We start from the raw sequence: 19525 nt of genomic DNA, 5'->3' as shown, positions 1-19525 counted from the left end.
CGGCTGCAGGCGGCAGGCTACAGGCAGCAGGTAAGAGCCGCTCTTGCCTGTGGCCTGTAGCCTGTAGCCTGTAGCCTGTAGCCTGTAGCCGCTCTTAAACTCCCAACCTGCGCTGCGCCCGCTGCAGGCGTCGTGCCTCGTCCTGCGCCTCCTCCAGCACTTCCCGCACATAGGAAATGTGCCGGTGGGATATCTCCCGCGCCTCTTCCGCGCGGCCCTGCATGATCGCCTCGTACAGTTCGCGGTGCTGGCTCATCAGTTGCTCGCGGGTTTCCGCGCGCTGGGCGTACATGCCGCCGATGTTGGTCACCACGTTGTGCTTGAGCAGGTCGAACAGGCCGCGGATGGTGTGCAGCAGCACGGTGTTGTGGCTGGCCTCGGCGATGGCCAGGTGGAAGCTGGCGTCGGCCGCTCCTTCCTCGTCGCTGACCTTGTCGTTGTGCTGGTAGCAGGCCTGCAGCGTCTCGAAGGCGCTGGTCAGGCGCTGATGGTCCACCTCGGTGGCGCGTAGCGCGGCGTAGTAGGCGCAGGAGCCCTCCAAGGTGTGGCGGAACTCCAGCAGGTCGCGCTGCGCCTCGGGGTTGCTCTCCAGCAGGTGCAGCAACGGGTCGCTGAAGGTCGAGCCCAGGGACTGCGCGACATAATTGCCGCCGCCCTGGCGGCTGACCAGCAGCCCCTTGGCCACCAGCTTCTGGATCGCCTCGCGCAGCGATGGCCGCGACACGCCGAACTGCTCCGCCAGCAGGCGCTCGGCCGGCAGGCGCTCGCCCGCCTTGAGCGTGCCCTCGAGGATCATCGCCTCGAGGCGCTCGACGATATCGTCCGACAAGCGGCGCTGCCGTACCTGATTGAAAGCCATCTTTTCCCCACCTCTTGGCCCGCCTGGCGGAAGGCCCCGTTCCACAGGCGCGGCAGCCTAACCAGCGGCGCCGGCCACAACAAGCCCGACGATCGCCTGGATCGCCCGGTCCGACAAAAGTTGTAGCCCCGCAAATTGACAGGCTACAGGGATGCTTTTACTCTGAGCGCTCGCTTTTGTAAATTGGTATTACCAATTTTCGCGAGATACGCCGAGACGGTCGTCCGCCTGCCGCCAACCCTCGCCGGGGCGGCGCAAAACCCACGACACGGCGCAAAACCAGACTCCAATCAAAAAACAATTAGGAGCCAAAACAGCATGCAAACCTGGCAGCAGATCTATACCCCGCTCGGCAGCCTCGGCCTGTCCGCGCTGGTCGCCGTGATCCCGATCGTCTTCTTCTTCCTCGCCCTCGCCGTGTTCCGCCTCAAGGGCCACGTCGCCGGCACCATCACCCTGATCCTCTCCATCGTCGTCGCCATCGCCGCCTACGGCATGCCGGTCGGCAAGGCCCTGGGCGCCGCGGTCTACGGCTTCCTCTATGGCCTCTGGCCGATCGCCTGGATCATCGTCGCGGCGGTGTTCCTGTACAAACTGACGGTGAAGAGCGGGCAGTTCGAGATCATCCGCAGCTCGGTCCTGTCGATCACCTCCGACCAACGCCTGCAGGTGCTGCTGATCGGCTTCTCCTTCGGCGCCTTCCTCGAAGGCGCGGCCGGCTTCGGCGCGCCGGTGGCGATCACCGCCGCCCTGCTCGTCGGCCTGGGCTTCAACCCGCTGTACGCCGCCGGCCTGTGCCTGATCGCCAACACCGCGCCGGTGGCCTTCGGCGCCCTGGGCATCCCGATCATCGTCGCCGGCCAGGTCTCGGGCATCGACGCCTTCAAGATCGGCGCCATGGCCGGCCGCCAGCTGCCGCTGCTGTCTCTGCTGGTCCCCTTCTGGCTGGTGTTCATGATGGATGGCCTGAAGGGCGTGAAGGAAACCTGGCCGGCCGCCCTGGTCGCCGGCGGCAGCTTCGCCGTCAGCCAGTACTTCACCTCCAACTTCATCGGCCCGGAACTGCCGGACATCACCTCCGCGCTCATCAGCCTGGTGTGCCTGACGCTGTTCCTGAAGGTCTGGCAGCCGGCCCACGCCGTGGAAGTGCTGGGCGTTTCCGGTGGCGCCGCCGTTGCCGGCGGTGGCAGCAGCTCCCCGCGCGCCGAACCCTCGCCCTACAGCACCGGCGAGATCATCAAGGCCTGGTCGCCGTTCCTGGTGCTCACCGTGCTGGTCACCATCTGGACGCTGAAGCCGTTCAAGGCCATGTTCCTGCCCGGCGGCGCGCTCTACAGCCTGGTGTTCAACTTCCCGATCCCCGGCCTTGACCAGCTGGTGTTCAAGGGCCCGCCGATCGCCGCGGCCGCCACCGCCCTGCCGGCCGTGTTCAAGTTCGACCCGCTGGCCGCCACCGGCACCGCGATCCTGATCTCCGCGATCGTCTCCATGTTCATCCTGCGCATCGCCGCGAAAACTGGTCTGACCACTTTCAAGGAAACCCTGGTCGAGCTGAAGTGGCCGGTGCTGTCCATCGGCATGGTGCTGGCCTTCGCCTTCGTCACCAACTTCTCCGGCATGTCCACCACCCTGGCCCTGGTACTGGCCGGCACCGGCGCGGCCTTCCCGTTCTTCTCGCCGTTCCTCGGCTGGCTGGGCGTGTTCCTGACCGGTTCGGACACCTCGTCCAACGCACTGTTCGGCGCCCTGCAGGGCACCACCGCGCACCAGATCGGCGTCAACGACACCCTGCTGGTGGCCGCCAACACCACCGGCGGCGTGACCGGCAAGATGATCTCGCCGCAATCCATCGCCGTGGCCTGCGCCGCCACCAGCATGGTCGGCAAGGAATCCGACCTGTTCCGCTTCACCCTGAAGCACAGCCTGCTGTTCGCCGCGGTGATCGGCGTGATCACCCTGCTGCAGGCCTATGTCTTCACCGGCATGCTCGTTCACTAAGCTGTACCTGCCGGGCCCCTGCGCTGCGGGCCCGGCCTTCACCGTCCACCCCAACCGGTGCCCTGCCAGATGATCATTTCCGCCTCCACCGACTACCGCGCCGCGGCCCAACGCAAGATTCCGCCCTTCCTGTTCCACTACGCCGACGGCGGCGCCTACGCCGAGCACACGCTGCGCCGCAACGTGGCGGACCTCTCGGACATCGCCCTGCGCCAGCGCGTGCTGAAGAACATGTCCGAGCTGAGTCTGGAAACCCGGCTGTTCAACGAGACACTGGCGATGCCGGTGGCCCTGGCCCCGGTCGGCCTGACCGGCATGTACGCCCGCCGCGGCGAGGTGCAGGCGGCGCGCGCCGCGGCCTCCAAGGGCGTGCCCTTCACCCTGTCGACCGTCTCGGTGTGCCCGATCGAGGAAGTGGCGCCGGCCATCGACCGGCCCATGTGGTTCCAGCTCTACGTCCTGAAGGACCGCGGCTTCATGAAGAACGCCCTGGAGCGGGCCAAGGCCGCCGGCTGCTCGACCCTGGTGTTCACCGTGGACATGCCGGTGCCCGGCGCCCGCTACCGCGACGCCCACTCCGGCATGAGCGGCCCGAACGCGCCGCTGCGGCGCATGTGGCAGGCCATGACCCACCCGCAGTGGGCGCTGGACGTCGGCCTGCTGGGCCGCCCCCACGACCTGGGCAACATCTCCAGGTACCGCGGCAACCCCACGGGCCTGGCCGACTACATCGGCTGGCTGGGCGCCAACTTCGACCCGTCGATTTCCTGGAAGGACCTGGAGTGGATCCGCGACTTCTGGGAAGGCCCGATGGTGATCAAGGGCATCCTCGACCCGGAAGACGCCAGGGACGCGGTGAAATTCGGCGCCGACGGCATAGTCGTATCCAACCACGGCGGCCGCCAGCTCGACGGCGTGCTGTCCAGCGCCCGCGCCCTGCCGGCCATCGCCGACGCGGTGAAGGGCGACCTGACCATCCTCGCCGACTCCGGCATCCGCAACGGCCTGGACGTGGTCCGCATGATCGCCCTGGGCGCCGACAGCGTGCTGCTCGGCCGCGCCTTCCTCTACGCCCTGGCGGTGGACGGCGAGGCCGGCGTGCGCAACCTGCTGGAGCTGATCGAGAAGGAAATGCGCGTGGCCATGGTGCTCACCGGCGCCAAGTCGATCAGCGAGATCACCCGCGACTCGCTGGTACGCGAGCTCGGCGCCTGAAGGCGCCCCTGTAGGAGCGAGCTTGCTCGCGAACCTGCCCAGCGCCGAGCCCGCCGGGTTCGCGAGCAAGCTCGCTCCTACGAAATCAAAAGAACACCGATGGGCCGTCCAGCGGTCCACGCTCACCGATGATGACTGGAGCCGCCATGAGCCTGCCCGCCGCGTTCCTCGACACGGTCGAACACCTGATCCCCCGCGAGCGCCGCTTCGACGACCCGCTCTCGACCCTGGCCTTCGGCACCGACGCCAGCTTCTACCGGCTGATCCCCAAGCTGGTGATCCGCGTCGAGAGCGAAGACGAGGTGCGCACCCTGCTGCGCGCCGCCCACGCCCAGCAGGTGGCGGTGACCTTCCGCGCCGCCGGCACCAGCCTGTCCGGCCAGGCGGTCAGCGACTCCGTACTGCTGGTGCTGGGCGACAACTGGAACGGCCGCGACATCCGTGGCGGCGGCGAGCGGATCCGCCTGCAACCCGGGGTGATCGGCGCCCAGGCCAACGCCTGGCTGGCGCCCTTCGGCCGCAAGATCGGCCCCGACCCGGCCTCGATCAACGCCTGCAAGATCGGCGGCATCGTCGCCAACAACGCCAGCGGCATGTGCTGCGGCACCGCGCAGAACAGCTACAACACCCTGGCCGGCCTGCGCCTGGTGCTGGCCGACGGCAGCCTGCTGGACAGCGAGGACCCGGCCAGCGTCGAGGCCTTCCAGGCCAGCCATGGCGAAATCCTCGAAAGCCTGGCCGAACTGGGCCGGCAGACCCGCGCCAACGCCGAGCTGGCAGCGAAGATCCGCCACAAGTACCGGCTGAAGAACACCACCGGCTTCTCCCTCAACGCCCTGGTGGACTACGATCAGCCGCTGGACATCCTCACCCACCTGATGGTCGGCTCCGAGGGCACCCTGGGCTTCATCAGCGCGGTGACCTACGACACCGTGCCCGATCACCCGCACAAGGCCAGCGCGCTCATCGTCTTCCCCGACGTGGAAACCTGCTGCAAGGCCGTGCCGGTGCTCAAGCGGCAGCCGGTGTCCGCCGTGGAGCTGCTGGACCGCCGCAGCCTGCGCTCGGTGGAGAACATGCAGGGCATGCCGGCGTGGGTGAAGAGCCTGTCCGCCGGCGCCTGCGCGCTGCTCATCGAATCCCGCGCGGCAACGCAGACGCTGCTGCACGAGCAGTTGGCGCAGATCATGGCCTCCATCGCCGAATTCCCGGTGGAGAAGCAGGTCGACTTCAGCGAAGACCCGCTGGTCTACAACCAGCTCTGGCGCATCCGCAAGGACACCTTCCCGGCGGTGGGCGCAGTGCGCGAGACCGGCACCACGGTGATCATCGAGGACGTCACCTTCCCCGTCGAACAGCTGGCCGAGGGCGTGAACCGGCTGATCGGGCTGTTCGACAGGCACGGCTACGATGAAGCCATCCTGTTCGGCCACGCGCTGGAGGGCAACCTGCACTTCGTCTTCACCCAGGGCTTCGACTCGCCCGAGCAGGTGGCGCGCTACTCGGCCTTCATGGACGACGTGGCGCACCTGGTGGCGGTGGAGTACGGCGGCTCGCTGAAGGCCGAGCACGGCACCGGGCGCAACATGGCGCCCTTCGTCGAGCTGGAATGGGGCCACGACGCCTACCAGCTGATGTGGCAGCTCAAGCGCCTGCTCGACCCGCAGGGCATCCTCAACCCGGGCGTGATCCTCACCGACGACCCGCAGCTGCACCTGAAGAACCTCAAGCCGCTGCCGGCCGCCGACGAGATCGTCGACAAGTGCATCGAATGCGGCTTCTGCGAGCCGGTCTGCCCGTCCAGGGGCCTGACCCTCAGCCCGCGCCAGCGCATCGTCATGTGGCGCGACATCCAGGCTAAACGCCGCAGCGGCGCCGACACCACGCAACTGGAGCGCGACTACCAGTACCAGGGCATCGACACCTGCGCCGCCACCGGTCTGTGCGCCCAGCGCTGCCCGGTGAACATCAACACCGGCGAGCTGGTGAAGAAACTGCGCGGCGAGCAGGCCCGCCACGCCGGCACCGCCACCTGGCTGGCGCGCAACTTCGCCACGGCGATGAAGGGCACGCGCTTCATGCTCCACACGGCCAACGGCGCGCGCATGCTGCTTGGCGCGCCGCGCCTGGCCAGCCTCAGCGCGTCCATCAGCCACGCCAGCAAGGGCCGCGTGCCCCAGTGGACGCCGGCAATGCCGCAGCCAGTGCGCTTCACCGCGCCACAGGCCGCCGCCGATATCGACAAGCCGCGGGTGGTCTACCTGACCGCCTGCGTATCCCGCGCCATGGGCCCGGCGGCCGGCGACGAGGAGCAGGTGCCACTGATCGACAAGACCCGCCAATTACTGGAGAAAGCCGGCTACCAGGTGGTGTTCCCGGACAACGCCGACAACCTCTGCTGCGGCCAGCCCTTCGCCTCCAAGGGCTACAAGCAGCAGGCCGATGACAAGCGCGACGAACTGCTCGCCGCGCTGTTGCAGGCCAGCCGCGGCGGGCTCGACCCGATCTACTGCGACACCAGCCCCTGCACCCTGCGCCTGGTCCAGGACCTGGCCGACAGCCGGCTGCGGATCTACGACCCGGTGAAGTTCATCCGCACCCACCTGGTCGACCGCCTGGACTTCCAGCCGCTGGACAAGCCGGTGGCGGTGCACGTCACCTGCAGCACCCAGCACCTGGGCGAAAGCCAGGCGCTGATCGACCTGGTGCGCCGCTGCGCCCGGGAAGTGGTGGTCCCCGAGGGCATCCACTGCTGCGGCTTCGCCGGCGACAAGGGCTTCACCACCCCGGAGCTCAACGCCCACTCGCTGCGCAGCCTGAAGGACGCGGTGCAGTACTGCGACGAAGGCGTGTCCACCAGCCGCACCTGCGAGATCGGCCTGAGCGCCCACGGCGGCATCGACTACCACGGGGTGGTCTACCTGGTGGACCGCGTCACCCGCGCCCGCACTGCCCCGTAGGAAGTAGCCGTCTATTGGCTTCCCGCGTTCGCGCACTGCTGTCCGGAATAAATTTTGCGAGGAAAAGCCTGGAGGGCTTGCGGGGCTGAAGGCACGGATTAAACCGTTGAGCGCCAACTCAACCCCAGCCCCCGCAAGATGTTCAGAATAAGCCGTTTTCACGATGTTCTAAAAGCTCTGCCCCGCGGAGTCTTCGATCGACTGGTCGCCGAACAGGGCGCCGACAAGCACAGCAAGCGCTTTGGCAGCTGGCATCACCTGGTCGCCATGGTGTATGCCCATCTGGCCAGCGTAAGCAGCCTGCGTGCGTTGGAAACCAGCTTCAACAGCCAGTCCAATCATCACTATCACCTCGGTGCGGGCCCGATCCGGCGCTCGACCCTGGCCGACGCCAACGAGCGCCGTAATGCCCAGGTCTTCGCCCTGGCGGCGCAATACCTGATGACCGGCGCCTGCCGCCAACTGCGCCGCGACGGGAAAGAATTGCTGTACCTGCTGGACTCCACGTCGATCACCCTCAAGGGCCCAGGCTTCGACGAGTGGACGTTGAGCAACCGAACCCGCACCCAGGGGCTGAAAGTCCATGTGCTGTATGCCGAGCAGGCCGCCGCGCCGGTGCATTGCAGTTTCACTGCCGCCAACGTCAATGATGTCGACGAAGGCAAGACGCTGAGCATCGAGCCGCGGGCCACCTACGTGTTCGACAAGGGCTATTACGACTTCAATTGGTGGGCGAGCCTGGATGCCCAGCAGGCCCGCTTCGTCACGCGTTTCAAGTCCAATGTGGCGCTCAAGGTCCTGGCCCAGCGCGAAGTGCCCGTGCAGGACCGGGAAACGATCCTGCAGGACGCCGAGGTGCGTTTTTCCAATCGTTCCCCCGGTGGCAGACGGCGCAATCACTACACCAAGCCGCTGCGACGAATCCTGGTGAATCGCCCGGGCGGTGAGCCTCCGCTGAGCCTGGCGACTAATGACCTGACCAGCCCAGCGACCGAGATTGCGGAGCGCTACCGGGATCGCTGGCGAATCGAACTGTTTTTCAAATGGATCAAGCAGCACCTGAAGATCAAGCGCTTCCTGGGGCGCAGCGAGAATGCCGTGCGCATCCAGATTCTCTGTGCGTTGATCAGCTACCTGCTGCTGAGTCTTTACCAACGTCGGACCGGAGCCCGGCAAAGCCTGTGGATGCTGATGGTGGAGGTACAGGCGACGCTGTTTCAGCGCCCTGGCCTGGAGGCCGAACGCTCCCGACGACGACGGGAGCGACTACAGGAGATTAACCAACGGCAAGGGCAGCTGTTAATAGCATGAAGAGTGCCGGACAGCAGTGCGCGTTCGCGGGAATGACAAGGATAGCCAGGCGCCCAGGATGACACTGACCCCGCCGCTCACTCCGAACGGCCCCCTCTCCCGCTTGCGGGAGAGGGCTGGGGAGAGGGTACGGAGTCAACCCAAAGCACTGCAGCCGCCGGGTAATCCCGTTCGCGAGCAAGCTCGCTCCTACACAGCTCCACGCATGGTGCTCCCCTGTAGGAGCGCACCCTGCGCGCGAATCGCGGGCAGGGCCCGCTCCTACAGGATGACGTCGGACCTAACGGCCACACCGGACAGCCCCCTCTCCCGCTTGCGGGAGAGGGCTGGGGAGAGGGTGCGGAGTCAACCCAAAGCACTGCAGCCGCCGGGTAATCCCGTTCGCGAGCAAGCTCGCTCCTACACAGCTCCACGCATGGTGCTCCCCTGTAGGAGCGCGCCCTGCGCGCGAATCGCTCAGGCCCGCTCCTACAGGATGACGTCGGACCTAACGGCCACGCCGAACGGCCCCCTCTCCCGCTTGCGGGAGAGGGCTGGGGAGAGGGTGCGGAGTCAACCCAAAGCACTACAGCCGCCGGGTAGTCCCGTTCGCAAGCAAGCTCGCTCCTACACAGCTCCACGCATGGTGCCCCCCTGTAGGAGCGCGCCCTGCGCGCGAATCGCGGGCAGGGCCCGCTCCTACAGGATGACGTCGGACCTAACGGCCACGCCGGACGCCCCCTCTCCCGCTTGCGGGAGAGGGCTGGGGAGAGGGTGCGGAGTCAACCCAAAGCACTGCAGCCGCCGGGTAGTCCCGTTCGCAAGCAAGCTCGCTCCTACACAGCTCCACGCATGGTGCCCCCCTGTAGGAGCGCGCCCTGCGCGCGAATCGCGGGCAGGGCCCGCTCCTACAGGATGACGTCGGACCTAACGGCCACGCCGAACGGCCCCCTCTCCCGCTTGCGGGAGAGGGCTGGGGAGAGGGTGCGGAGTCAACCCAAAGCACTACAGCCGCCGGGTAGTCCCGTTCGCAAGCAAGCTCGCTCCTACACAGCTCCACGCATGGTGCCCCCCTGTAGGAGCGCGCCCTGCGCGCGAATCGCGGGCAGGGCCCGCTCCTACAGGATGACGTCGGACCTAACGGCCACGCCGGACGCCCCCTCTCCCGCTTACGGGAGAGGGCTGGGGAGAGGGTGCGGAGTCAACCCAAAGCACTGCAGCCGCCGGGTAACCCCGTTCGCGAGCAAGCTCGCTCCTGCGATAGCGCTGCCCCGCGTGCACCCATCCTACGAAAAGCGCCTCGGCGCGAAGATACGCAATCGCGCACAGGGGCCCCGCCCCGCCTTAACCAGCCGTTAAGCCGGCGCTGCCAGCCTCTGCCGCGAAACCGCCGCTGCGGCTATCCTGCTGCGGATGGCCGCGGCGGTACCGCGCGAAAGGGGGCGAACATGAGAATCCTGCTGGCTGAAGACGACCCGCTGCTGGGCGACGGCATCCGCGCCGGGCTGGGCCTGGAAGGCGATACCGTGGACTGGGTGACCGACGGCGTGGCCGCCGACCAGGCCCTGGCCACCGACGAATTCGACCTGCTGGTGCTCGACCTCGGCCTGCCGCGCCGCGACGGCATGGAAGTGCTGCGCGGCCTGCGCCGGCGCGGCGACATGACGCCGGTGCTGATCCTCACCGCCCGCGACAAGGTCGCCGACCGCGTGGCCGGCCTGGACGCCGGCGCCGACGACTACCTGAGCAAGCCCTTCGACCTCGACGAACTGCTGGCCCGCGTGCGCGCCCTCACCCGCCGCCACACCGGCCGCGCCCAGCCGGTGCTGGAACACGGCGAGCTGCGCCTGGACCCGGCCACCCACCAGGTCAGCCTGGGCGGCGAGGCGGTGGAGCTGGCCCCGCGCGAATACGCCCTGCTGCGCCTGCTGCTGGAACAGCGCGGCAAGGTGCTCTCGCGCACCCGCCTGGTGGAAGCCCTGTACGGCTGGGACGGCGAGCTGGAAAGCAACGCCATCGAAGTCCACGTGCACCACCTGCGGCGCAAGCTGGGCAACGAGCTGATCCGCACCGTGCGCGGCATCGGCTACGGCATCGACCGCCCGGCCAAGGACGCGCCTTGAGCGCCACGCCCGGGCGCACGCGCCGCGCCGGCTCGCTGAGCCGGCGCCTGCTGCTGCTGCTGATCGGTGGGGTGAGCCTGTGCTGGGTGCTGGCCGGCACCCTCACCTACCACCTCGCCTCGCGCCAGGTGGACCGCCTCTACGACGAGGACATGATCGACTTCGGCGAGGCCGCCCTGCGCCTGGTGGACGTCGCCGGCGGCCAGGGCGAGCTGATCGCCCGCAGCCGCAAGGCCATCGAGGGGCTGCCGCTGGTCAGGCGCGAATCCGCCCTGGGCTACAGCCTCTGGTACCAGGGCCAGCCGCTGTTCGCCACGGCGGGCCTGCCCTCCGGCCTGGAGGCCCTGGAGACGGGCTTCTCCGAGATCAGCCACGGCGGCATCACCTGGCGCGTCCTGCAACTGAGCACCCGCGACGAGAACGCGCGCATCTGGGTGGTGGAGAACCTCCACCACCGCAGCCACACCCTGCACCTGCTGCTGCTCAGCGCGCTCTTCCCGCTGCTGCTGGCCCTGCCGCTGCTGGCCCTGCTGGTGTGGTTCGGCGTCAACAACGGCCTGGCGCCGCTGCGCATCCTCACCGCGCAACTGCACCAGCGCGACGCCCACAGCCTGCAACCCCTGGCGCTCAACCGGGCGCCGGTGGAAGTGCACAGCCTGGTCAACGAACTCAACCTGCTGCTCGAACGCCTGGGCACCGCCATGGAGGCCGAGCGCCGCCTCACCAGCGACGCCGCCCACGAAATCCGCACGCCCCTGGCCAGCCTGCGCACCCACGCCCAGGTGGCGCTGCGCTCCTCCGACCCGGCGGTGCTCGCCCATGGCCTGCAGCAGGTCAGCCGCAGCGTCGAGCGCATCGGCACGCTGATGGAGCAGATCCTCCTGCTGGCGCGCCTGGACAACGAGGAACTGCACGAGACCTTCACCCGCGTCGACCTCGGCCAGCTCAGCGAGGAAACCATCGCCGAGCTGGCCCCCCAGGCCATCGACAAGGGCATCGAGCTGACCCTGGAGAACCAGGGCGCCGAGGTCATGGGCGTGTCGGTGTGGCTGGGCATCATGCTCGGCAACCTGGTGGGCAACGCCCTGCGCTACACCCCCGAGGGCGGCCGCGTGGAAGTGCGCCTGGGCACCGAGGGCACCCAGGTGCAGTTGTGGGTGCTGGACTCCGGCCCCGGCGTGGCCGCCGCCGAGCAGGCCGCCATCTTCACCCGCTTCTACCGCAGCCCCGGCGTCGCCTCCGGCAGCGGCGGCAGCGGCCTGGGCCTGCCCATCGTCAAGCGCGTGGTGGAAATCCACCAGGGCCGCATCAGCCTTCACCCGGGCCTGGACGGCCGCGGCCTGGGCGTGCGGGTGGAACTGCCGTCCGCGCAACTTTCCTGAACCCCGGCACGGCCACCGCAGTCCACCGTACAGGCCCCGCTCGCCTGGCGAGTCGCCGCCTGCGTCATGTTCAGCCGTACAGGTACCGCATCATGAAAACCACCATCCTGTTCATCAGTGCCGCGCTGCTCGCGTCGCCGGTGTTCGCCGCCGACCGTTGCAGCGACAACCTGCAGCGGATCGACGAGAGCATGCAGAGCACCAACAGCAGCGACAGCGTGCAGGAGCAGGCCATGCGTCTTCAGGAGAAAGCTGCCCAGGCCCAGGAACAAGGCAATACCCAGGCCTGCGTCGCCATGACCGAGAAAGCCCTGAAACTGCTGAAGGCCTCGTCCAGCAGCTGACCCGCCCCGTGTTGGGCGCCATGCGTCATAAGCCGGGCTGAGGGCCCGTCATTCGCGAGGCCCCGGTTCGTTCCGGGGCCCCGCTTCATCCCTAAGATGGAGCGATTCCACGCCAGAAGAACGACAAGCGGAATCGCCCATGCCCATCACCTGCCTGCTGATCGCCAACCGTGGCGAGATCGCCATCCGCATCGCCCGCGCCGCCGCCGAACTCGGCATCCGCAGCGTCGCCGTCTTCGCCGAGGACGACGCCGCCTCGCTGCACACCCGCCAGGCCGACCAGGCCGTGCCCCTACGCGGGCGCGGGGCCGCCGCCTACCTGGACATCGCCCAGCTGATCGAAGTGGCCCTGGCCCAGGGCTGCGATGCCGTGCACCCCGGCTATGGCTTCCTTTCCGAGAACGCCGGGTTCGCCCGCCGCTGCGAAGCGGCCGGCCTGCGCTTCGTCGGCCCCGACGCCGAAGTCCTGGAACAGTTGGGCGACAAGGCCCGCGCCCGCGAGCTGGCCAGCCAGCACGGCGTGGCCCTGGCCGCCGGCACCAACCGCGCCACCAGCCTGGAGGAAGCCGGGCGCTTCTTCGCCCAGTTGCCCAGCGGCGCCGGCATGATGATCAAGGCCCTGGCCGGCGGCGGCGGGCGCGGCATGCGCGCGGTGCGCCGGCGCGAGGACATCGCCGAAGCCTATGCGCGCTGCCAGTCGGAAGCCCGCGCGGCCTTCGGCAACGACGCGCTCTACGTCGAGCGCCTGGTGGAGCGCGCCCGGCACATCGAAATCCAGGTCATCGGCGACGGCAGTGGCCAGGTGAGCCACCTGTGGGAGCGCGACTGCAGCCTGCAGCGGCGCAACCAGAAGCTGCTGGAGATCGCCCCCAGCCCCGGCCTGCACCCGCGCCTGCGCGGAGCCATCGCCAGCGCCGCGGTGCGCCTGGCCGAAGCGGTGCGCTACCGCGGCCTGGGCACCTTCGAATTCCTCCTCGACGAGGACAGCGGCGACTTCCTGTTCATGGAAGCCAACCCGCGCCTGCAGGTGGAACACACCATCACCGAGGCCATCACCGGCATCGACCTGGTCCAGGCCCAGCTGCGCCTCGCCGCCGGCGCCAGCCTGGCCGAGCTGGGTTTGCAACAGGCAGATATCCCCGCCCCGCGCGGCTTCGCCCTGCAACTACGGATCAACCTGGAAAGCCTGGCCGCCGACGGCACGCCGCAACCGGCCAGCGGCGTATTGGCCGCCTACCAGCCGCCCAGCGGCCCCGGCCTGCGGGTGGACGGCTACGGCTACCCCGGCTACCGCACCGGCGCCGGCTACGACTCGCTGCTGGCCAAGCTGATCGTCCAGGCGGCGGATTATCCACAGGCCCTGCGCAAGGCCTACCACGCGCTCTGCGAATTCCGCATCGAAGGCGTTGCCAACAACATCCCGCTGCTGCTCAACCTGCTGCGCCGCCCGGAACTGGCGGACAACCAGGTGAGCACCCGCTTCATCGAGCAGCACCTGGCGGAGCTGCTGGCCGGCGGCGAGCACCCGCACCGCTGGCTGGGCAGCGCCGGCGGCGAACAGGCCACGCGCAGCCACGCGGCACCGCCCGGCTGCCTCGCCCTGAACGCTCCCGGCGCCGGCGTGCTGGTCAGCCTGCTGGCCGCCCCCGGCGACGCCGTGGCCAGCGGCCAGGTGATCGCCATCGTCGAAGCCATGAAGATGGAATTCGAGGTCAAGGCCAGCGCCAGCGGCATCGTCCACAGCCTGGCCGCCGAACCGGGCGACAGCCTCGACGAAGGCGCGCCGCTGCTGTTCGTCGAGCCGGCGGAAGTGGCCGCGCTGGACGAAGGCCTGGCCGGCGAGCAGGACCTCGAACACATCCGCGCCGACCTCGCCGAAGTCCTCGAACGCCATGCCATCGGCCTCGACGCGCGGCGCCCGGAAGCCATCGCCAAGCGCCACGCCGCCGGCAAGCGCAGCGCCCGGGAAAACCTCGCCGACCTGCTGGATGCCGGCAGCTTCATCGAGTACGGCGCCCTGGCCATCGCCGCGCAACGGCGGCGGCGCAGCCTGGAGGAGCTGCAGACGATCAGCCCGGCCGACGGCTTGGTCACCGGCCTGGGCAGCGTCAATGCCGCGCAGTTCGGCGAGGAAGCCGCGCGCTGCCTGGCCATCGCCTACGACTACACGGTGTTCGCCGGCACCCAGGGGGTGATGAACCACAAGAAGAGCGACCGCATGCTGCAACTGGCCGAGCAGTGGCGCATCCCGATGGTGCTCTACGCCGAAGGCGGCGGCGGGCGCCCCGGCGACAGCGACTACCTGGGCGTGGCCGGGCTGGACTGCGCCACCTTCATGGGCATGGCGAAACTCTCCGGGCTGGTGCCGCTGGTGGGCGTGGTTTCCGGCCGCTGCTTCGCCGGCAACGCCGCGCTGCTGGGCTGCTGCGACGTGATCATCGCCACCCGCGACAGCAGCATCGGCATGGCGGGCCCGGCGATGATCGAGGGCGGCGGCCTGGGCCGCTACGCCGCCGAGGAAGTCGGGCCGAGCAGCGTGCAGGGCCCCAACGGGGTGATCGACGTGCTGGTGGAGGACGAGGCCGAAGCCACGCGCATCGCCCGCCAGTACCTGTCCTACTTCCAGGGCGAGGTCGCCGACTGGCAGTGCACGGACCAGCGCCACCTGCGCCACGCCGTGCCGGAGAACCGCCTGCGCGCCTACGACATGCGCCAGGTCATCGCCACCCTGGCCGACGAAGGCTCGGTGCTGGAGCTGCGCCGGCAGTTCGCCCCGGGCATGATCACCGCGCTGGTGCGCATCGAAGGCAAGCCCTTCGGCCTGATCGCCAACAACCCCGCGCACCTGGGCGGCGCCATCGACGCCGTGGCCGGCGACAAGGCCGCGCGCTTCATGCAACTGTGCGACGCCTTCGACCTGCCGATGCTGTCGCTGTGCGACACCCCCGGCTTCATGGTCGGCCCGGAGGCGGAAAAGCAGGGCACGGTGCGCCACGTCTCGCGCATGTTCGTCACCGCCGCCAGCCTGAGCGTGCCCTTCTTCACCGTGGTGCTGCGCAAGGGCTATGGCCTGGGCGCCATGGCCATGGCCGCCGGCAGCTTCCATGCCTCGCTGTTCACCATCGCCTGGCCCAGCGGCGAGTTCGGCGCCATGGGCCTGGAGGGCGCGGTGCGGCTGGGCTACGCCAAGGAGCTGGCGGCCGTGGAGGACGCCGGGGAACGGCAGAAGCTGTTCGACAAGATGGTCGCTGCGGCCTATCGCCACGGCAAAGGGCTGAACATGGCCAGCTTCCTGGAGATCGACGACGTCATCGACCCGGCCGAGACCCGCCGCTGGCTGCTGCGCGGCCTGGCGTCGACGCCGAAAGCGGCGAAACGCGCCGGCAAGAAGCGCCCTTTGATCGACACATGGTGAAACAAGCCCTTGAGCGCGCCGGGCAATCCGCTAGAATGCCCGGCGTCATTGGGGAGTAGCCGCCCGCCCGGAAACACCGGCGGGGACCACGTCAACATCCTTGGCCGGCAGGCCATGGCGTGGCCAGCGCACAGCCTGGCAAGACCTTTGACCATGCAACCTCCGCAGCGGCCGGGGAGGCGCATGGTCATGGGTACTACACCGGCCGGGAGTTCCACCGTGATGCACCGCCTCCGTCCCGTGTCGCCCTCCACCCGCGAGGAGCGCGCCCCATGCTGACCTTCGTCCTCGAACTGCTCGGCATGTTGCTGCTCATTCTGGTCGCCGCCGAACTCTTCACCAACGCCCTGGAACACCTGGGCGAGCGCCTGGGCATTTCCGAAGGCGTCACCGGCTCGCTGTTCGCCGCCATCGGCACCGCCCTGCCGGAAACCCTGGTACCGCTGCTGGCGCTGGTGGCCGGCACCAGCAACGTGTCGCTCAACGAAGAAGTGGGCGTGGGCGCCATCCTCGGCGCGCCGCTGATGCTCTCCACCCTGTCCACCTGCCTGATGGCCTGCTTCGTCCTCCGCGGCCGTGGCCTGCGCGGGCGCCTGGTGCCCGAGCGCAGCGGCCTGCTGCGCGACCTCAACTTCTTCCTCCTGGCCTTCTGCCTGGCCACGGTGGCGATGTTCGTGCCCTCGCAGTTGCACAGCTACCGCATCGGCCTGAGCGTGCTGCTGGTGCTCACCTACATCGGCTACATCACCCTCACCCTGCGCGCCTCCCGCGAACTGGTGGAGGACGGCCACGGCACCGCGGCGGAAAACCCCATGTGGCTGGCGCGCACCGGCCTGCCGACCAACATCGTCACCATAGTCGCGCAACTGGCCCTGGGCCTGGCCCTGCTGGTGCTCGGCGCCAAGGGCTTCATCCACGGCGTGGAAGGCCTGTCCAGCCTGCTCGGCATCTCCGCCCTGCTGCTCTCGCTGCTGATCATCCCCATCGCCACCGAGTTGCCGGAGAAGGTCAACAGCATCCTCTGGGTGCGCCGCGGCAAGGACACCCTGGCCTTCGGCAACATCACCGGCGCCATGGTCTTCCAGGGCACCCTGCTGCCGGCCATCGGCATCCTGCTGACGCCCTGGCAGCCGCGCATCGAAGTGCTCACCGGCGTACTGGTGACCCTCGGCGCGGCGCTCTGGCTGCGCCTCAACGCCCGCCACGACGGCATCGCCGCCTGGGTGTTGCTGGGCAACGGCGCACTCTACGTCGCCTACCTGGCCATCACCCTCGGCCGCTGAACACCGCGCCGCAGCGTGCAAGCCGCGGCGCAGCGCCTAAACTGACGGTTCCGCCAGGCGCCCGGCCGGCGCCTGCCGTCACACCGCTGCATGCAAGGAGAGGCCATGAAGATCCTGGTAGTGCTCACATCCCACGACCAACTGGGCGACACCGGCAAGAAAACCGGCTTCTGGCTGGAGGAATTCGCCGCGCCCTACTACGTGTTCAAGGACGCCGGCGCCGAGCTGACGCTCGCCTCGCCCAAGGGCGGCCAGCCGCCGCTGGACCCCAAGAGCGACGAGCCCGACGCCCAGACCCCGGCCACCGAGCGCTTCCGCAAGGACCCCGAGGCCCAGGCCACCCTGGCCAGCACCCGCAGGCTGGCCGAGGTGAACGAAGCCGACTACGACGCCATCTTCTACCCCGGCGGCCACGGCCCCCTGTGGGACCTGGCCGAGGACAAACACTCCATCGCCCTGATCGAGGCCTTCGCCCACGCCGGCAAGCCGGTGGCCACCGTCTGCCACGCCCCCGGCGTGCTGCGCCACGCCAGGAACGGCGACGGCAAGCCGCTGGTCGAGGGCCGCCACGTCACCGGCTTCTCCAACAGCGAGGAAGAAGCCGTGGGCCTGACCGCCGTGGTGCCCTTCCTGGTGCAGACCGAACTCAAGGCCAAGGGCGGCCGCTACAGCAAGGCCGACGACTGGCAGAGCCACGTGGAAGTGGACCGCCTGCTGATCACCGGGCAGAACCCCGCCTCCAGCGAAGCGGTGGCCGAAGCCGTGCTGAAACTCCTGGGCTGACAGGCACTTGCAAGCCCCCCGGTGGACGCGCCGGGGGCTTTGCCGTACACTGGCCGCGACCTTTACGGGTTTTGGGGCCGATTAGGATTCGACGCCGGTAACAAAACTTGAGGGGCATGCCGAGTAGGTGACAGTTCTCGTAAATCCGCTGCCACAATTCATAGTTGCCAACGACGACAACTACGCTCTGGCCGCCTAAGGGCGCCAGCAGACCCTAGGGGATGCCTGTAAACCCGAAGATTAGGTCTGTCAGATAGAACAGGATCGCCGCCAAGTTCGCTGTAGACGTAACGGCTAAAACTCATACAGCTCGCTCCAAGCGCCCTGCCACTCGGGCCGCGCGGAGTTAACTCAGTAGAGATGGCTAAGCATGTAGAACCGATAGCGGAGAGCTGGCGGACGGGGGTTCAAATCCCCCGGCTCCACCAAATGTAAACGATAAGCCCCTGAATTTCCTAGTGAATTTCAGGGGCTTTTTCTTTTCCTCCGCAAGCTGTCGAAGAACTGTCGAAAATGGCATTCTACTGCCAGCTTTACGCTTGGCTGCTAGATGACTCCCCTGCCAAGCTACGATCTATCTCCTTAACGTCTTTAATATTACGTTTCGCGAGGAAGACATGTCAGTACTATTTTTTATGCCATGGGTCACAACGACCTTACCAATACAATTGGGGCGAATCACCATCCACCCGTATATTAGAGGGGAGGCACCCGGAGCTCTCTTTGGGATAGACCAGTCTAGTATTGATGCGGTAATGGCTAACTATGGAGACCAGTCCTTTCAACCACTCCCCGCCATAAGCAGACGCATTGATACAGCGTCTATAATTACGTGGGAAAACGATACTACAAATCTAGAGGTAGGCGAAGAAGAAATACAAGCAAGATTCGAAGAAACCAAAATACTAATATTCGCAGCGATAGCAAATCGAAGATTTTGCCACTTCACCGACTACTGTAACACTGACAGCTACCAAGTTATTGCCCAGCGATTCGACAATACAGAAGCAGGAGCAACCTGCATCACAACAAGAAGGCGAGACGGCGGCACTCAACACTATATAGGAACTTCAGCAGCACCTAGATTCATTCGCCCCTTCCACATTGGCGGCCATATACCATCAAACATCGACCAATCAGTGGCGAACGCGCTATTTAATCTTCAAACAGGTAATTTGAAATCACAAATAACTGCAGCAATAGATTCTTTCTTGCTTGCAAATACCGACGCGCCGGGCATAAAAGAACAATCAGAACTAACACTGATGCGAGTAGCATTCGAAACCCTATTGAACTCATCGCACATGGCCAGCGATTTACGCGAGCGGTTGAGCAGGCACTTTCAGCGTGATTTGCAGCTTCCTGCGCACTGGTTCGCTGGGACGCTTAATGAAGCCACCTGGCGTGGCCGGTGGCCGCAGAACGTATCCCGACCATTAGATGCATGGGTACAAGACTTTTGCGCCGCTCGCAACGCTGTGGCTCATGGCCCAAGAGGTAATGGGCAACCAACCGTTTGGAATGCGAAAAGCCACTTACTCTTCAGCAGCTGGCTATTTCCATTAATAGTGAAAAAGCTACTCGCCGATGAGGGCGCCTATCAACTAAGCATTAGAGACGTAGAATCTAGAAGACTATTCGAAATCTTCCTTGCACATGACCCACTCACACCAGCCAATGAGAATAACGACACAACTTGGTGGAGCCGCTCCGAGTCCACCATTCAGCACGAAGTCGCAGCTCAGGAGTTTGAAAGACTCCTGAACCAGCACTAACTAAAATCTATATTTCAATCTATTGGAGTATCGATCAATCCAGAGCTGATCCTGGGCAACTGCCATAATATTATCCGATTTAGCCGTAGACAGAAGCG

The 19525-nt window shown here is 67.0% G+C and carries 12 protein-coding genes, 1 other RNA gene and 1 riboswitch; of the genes, 12 read left to right on the top strand and 1 reads right to left on the bottom strand.

Annotated features, from left to right (window positions below; translation table 11 throughout):
• Positions 1-94: 94 nt before the first annotated feature.
• Positions 95-859, bottom strand: coding sequence for an FCD domain-containing protein (locus PKO50_RS01065; RefSeq protein ID WP_275628572.1), 765 nt, complete (start codon positions 857-859; stop codon positions 95-97).
• 318 nt (positions 860-1177) lie between these two features.
• On the opposite strand from PKO50_RS01065, the gene PKO50_RS01060 reads away from it, so the two are divergent.
• The 12 genes from PKO50_RS01060 to PKO50_RS01005 all read left to right on the top strand — a co-directional run bounded on the left by PKO50_RS01060 (position 1178) and on the right by PKO50_RS01005 (position 19427).
• Positions 1178-2857 (top strand): lactate permease LctP family transporter, encoded by a 1680-nt coding sequence (locus tag PKO50_RS01060; RefSeq protein ID WP_275628571.1) that lies wholly within the window; start codon positions 1178-1180, stop codon positions 2855-2857.
• A gap of 69 nt (positions 2858-2926) precedes the next feature.
• Positions 2927-4072, top strand: a complete 1146-nt coding sequence (gene lldD, locus PKO50_RS01055; RefSeq protein ID WP_089390215.1) for an FMN-dependent L-lactate dehydrogenase LldD — start codon at positions 2927-2929, stop codon at positions 4070-4072.
• 146 nt (positions 4073-4218) lie between these two features.
• Positions 4219-7032 (top strand): FAD-binding and (Fe-S)-binding domain-containing protein, encoded by a 2814-nt coding sequence (locus tag PKO50_RS01050; RefSeq protein ID WP_275628570.1) that lies wholly within the window; start codon positions 4219-4221, stop codon positions 7030-7032.
• Positions 7033-7170: 138 nt separating this feature from the next.
• On the top strand, positions 7171-8343 hold the full coding sequence (locus PKO50_RS01045) for an IS4 family transposase (RefSeq protein WP_275627213.1): 1173 nt from the start codon (positions 7171-7173) through the stop codon (positions 8341-8343).
• Between the two features lie 1427 nt (positions 8344-9770).
• Complete coding sequence (locus tag PKO50_RS01040) at positions 9771-10445, top strand: response regulator (protein ID WP_089390213.1); 675 nt, start codon at positions 9771-9773, stop codon at positions 10443-10445.
• Complete coding sequence (locus PKO50_RS01035) at positions 10442-11827, top strand: ATP-binding protein (protein ID WP_109934550.1); 1386 nt, start codon at positions 10442-10444, stop codon at positions 11825-11827. The genes PKO50_RS01040 and PKO50_RS01035 overlap by 4 nt, the downstream gene beginning before the upstream one ends.
• A gap of 92 nt (positions 11828-11919) precedes the next feature.
• Positions 11920-12171, top strand: coding sequence for a hypothetical protein (locus tag PKO50_RS01030; protein WP_009613086.1), 252 nt, complete (start codon positions 11920-11922; stop codon positions 12169-12171).
• A 139-nt stretch (positions 12172-12310) separates the two neighbouring features.
• Positions 12311-15586: a carboxyl transferase domain-containing protein gene (locus tag PKO50_RS01025; protein WP_275628569.1), complete on the top strand. Its 3276-nt coding sequence runs from the start codon at positions 12311-12313 to the stop codon at positions 15584-15586.
• A gap of 38 nt (positions 15587-15624) precedes the next feature.
• Positions 15625-15795, top strand: a riboswitch (yybP-ykoY riboswitch).
• A 63-nt stretch (positions 15796-15858) separates the two neighbouring features.
• On the top strand, positions 15859-16869 hold the full coding sequence (locus PKO50_RS01020) for a sodium:proton exchanger (RefSeq protein ID WP_109934548.1): 1011 nt from the start codon (positions 15859-15861) through the stop codon (positions 16867-16869).
• 105 nt (positions 16870-16974) lie between these two features.
• On the top strand, positions 16975-17652 hold the full coding sequence (locus PKO50_RS01015) for a type 1 glutamine amidotransferase domain-containing protein (RefSeq protein WP_275628568.1): 678 nt from the start codon (positions 16975-16977) through the stop codon (positions 17650-17652).
• Between the two features lie 73 nt (positions 17653-17725).
• Positions 17726-18080: a transfer-messenger RNA gene (gene ssrA / locus PKO50_RS01010) on the top strand.
• Between the two features lie 189 nt (positions 18081-18269).
• Complete coding sequence (locus PKO50_RS01005; protein WP_275628567.1) at positions 18270-19427, top strand: hypothetical protein; 1158 nt, start codon at positions 18270-18272, stop codon at positions 19425-19427.
• Positions 19428-19525: the final 98 nt, after the last annotated feature.

The organism is Pseudomonas sp. 273 (assembly GCF_029201425.1).
Taxonomy (GTDB): domain Bacteria; phylum Pseudomonadota; class Gammaproteobacteria; order Pseudomonadales; family Pseudomonadaceae; genus Pseudomonas; species Pseudomonas delhiensis.
Note: the sequence above shows the minus strand (reverse complement) of the source record. Positions and strands in the feature narration are given on the sequence as shown.

Excerpts from the sequence above, each read along its gene's own strand:
- PKO50_RS01065 (WP_275628572.1), bottom strand. The coding sequence starts at position 859 with ATGGCTTTCAATCAGGTACGGCAGCGCCGCTTGTCGGACGATATCGTC.
- PKO50_RS01060 (WP_275628571.1), top strand. The coding sequence starts at position 1,178 with ATGCAAACCTGGCAGCAGATCTATACCCCGCTCGGCAGCCTCGGCCTG.
- lldD (WP_089390215.1), top strand. The coding sequence starts at position 2,927 with ATGATCATTTCCGCCTCCACCGACTACCGCGCCGCGGCCCAACGCAAG.
- PKO50_RS01050 (WP_275628570.1), top strand. The coding sequence starts at position 4,219 with ATGAGCCTGCCCGCCGCGTTCCTCGACACGGTCGAACACCTGATCCCC.
- PKO50_RS01045 (WP_275627213.1), top strand. The coding sequence starts at position 7,171 with ATGTTCAGAATAAGCCGTTTTCACGATGTTCTAAAAGCTCTGCCCCGC.
- PKO50_RS01040 (WP_089390213.1), top strand. The coding sequence starts at position 9,771 with ATGAGAATCCTGCTGGCTGAAGACGACCCGCTGCTGGGCGACGGCATC.
- PKO50_RS01030 (WP_009613086.1), top strand. The coding sequence starts at position 11,920 with ATGAAAACCACCATCCTGTTCATCAGTGCCGCGCTGCTCGCGTCGCCG.
- PKO50_RS01025 (WP_275628569.1), top strand. The coding sequence starts at position 12,311 with ATGCCCATCACCTGCCTGCTGATCGCCAACCGTGGCGAGATCGCCATC.
- PKO50_RS01020 (WP_109934548.1), top strand. The coding sequence starts at position 15,859 with ATGCTGACCTTCGTCCTCGAACTGCTCGGCATGTTGCTGCTCATTCTG.
- PKO50_RS01015 (WP_275628568.1), top strand. The coding sequence starts at position 16,975 with ATGAAGATCCTGGTAGTGCTCACATCCCACGACCAACTGGGCGACACC.
- PKO50_RS01005 (WP_275628567.1), top strand. The coding sequence starts at position 18,270 with ATGTCAGTACTATTTTTTATGCCATGGGTCACAACGACCTTACCAATA.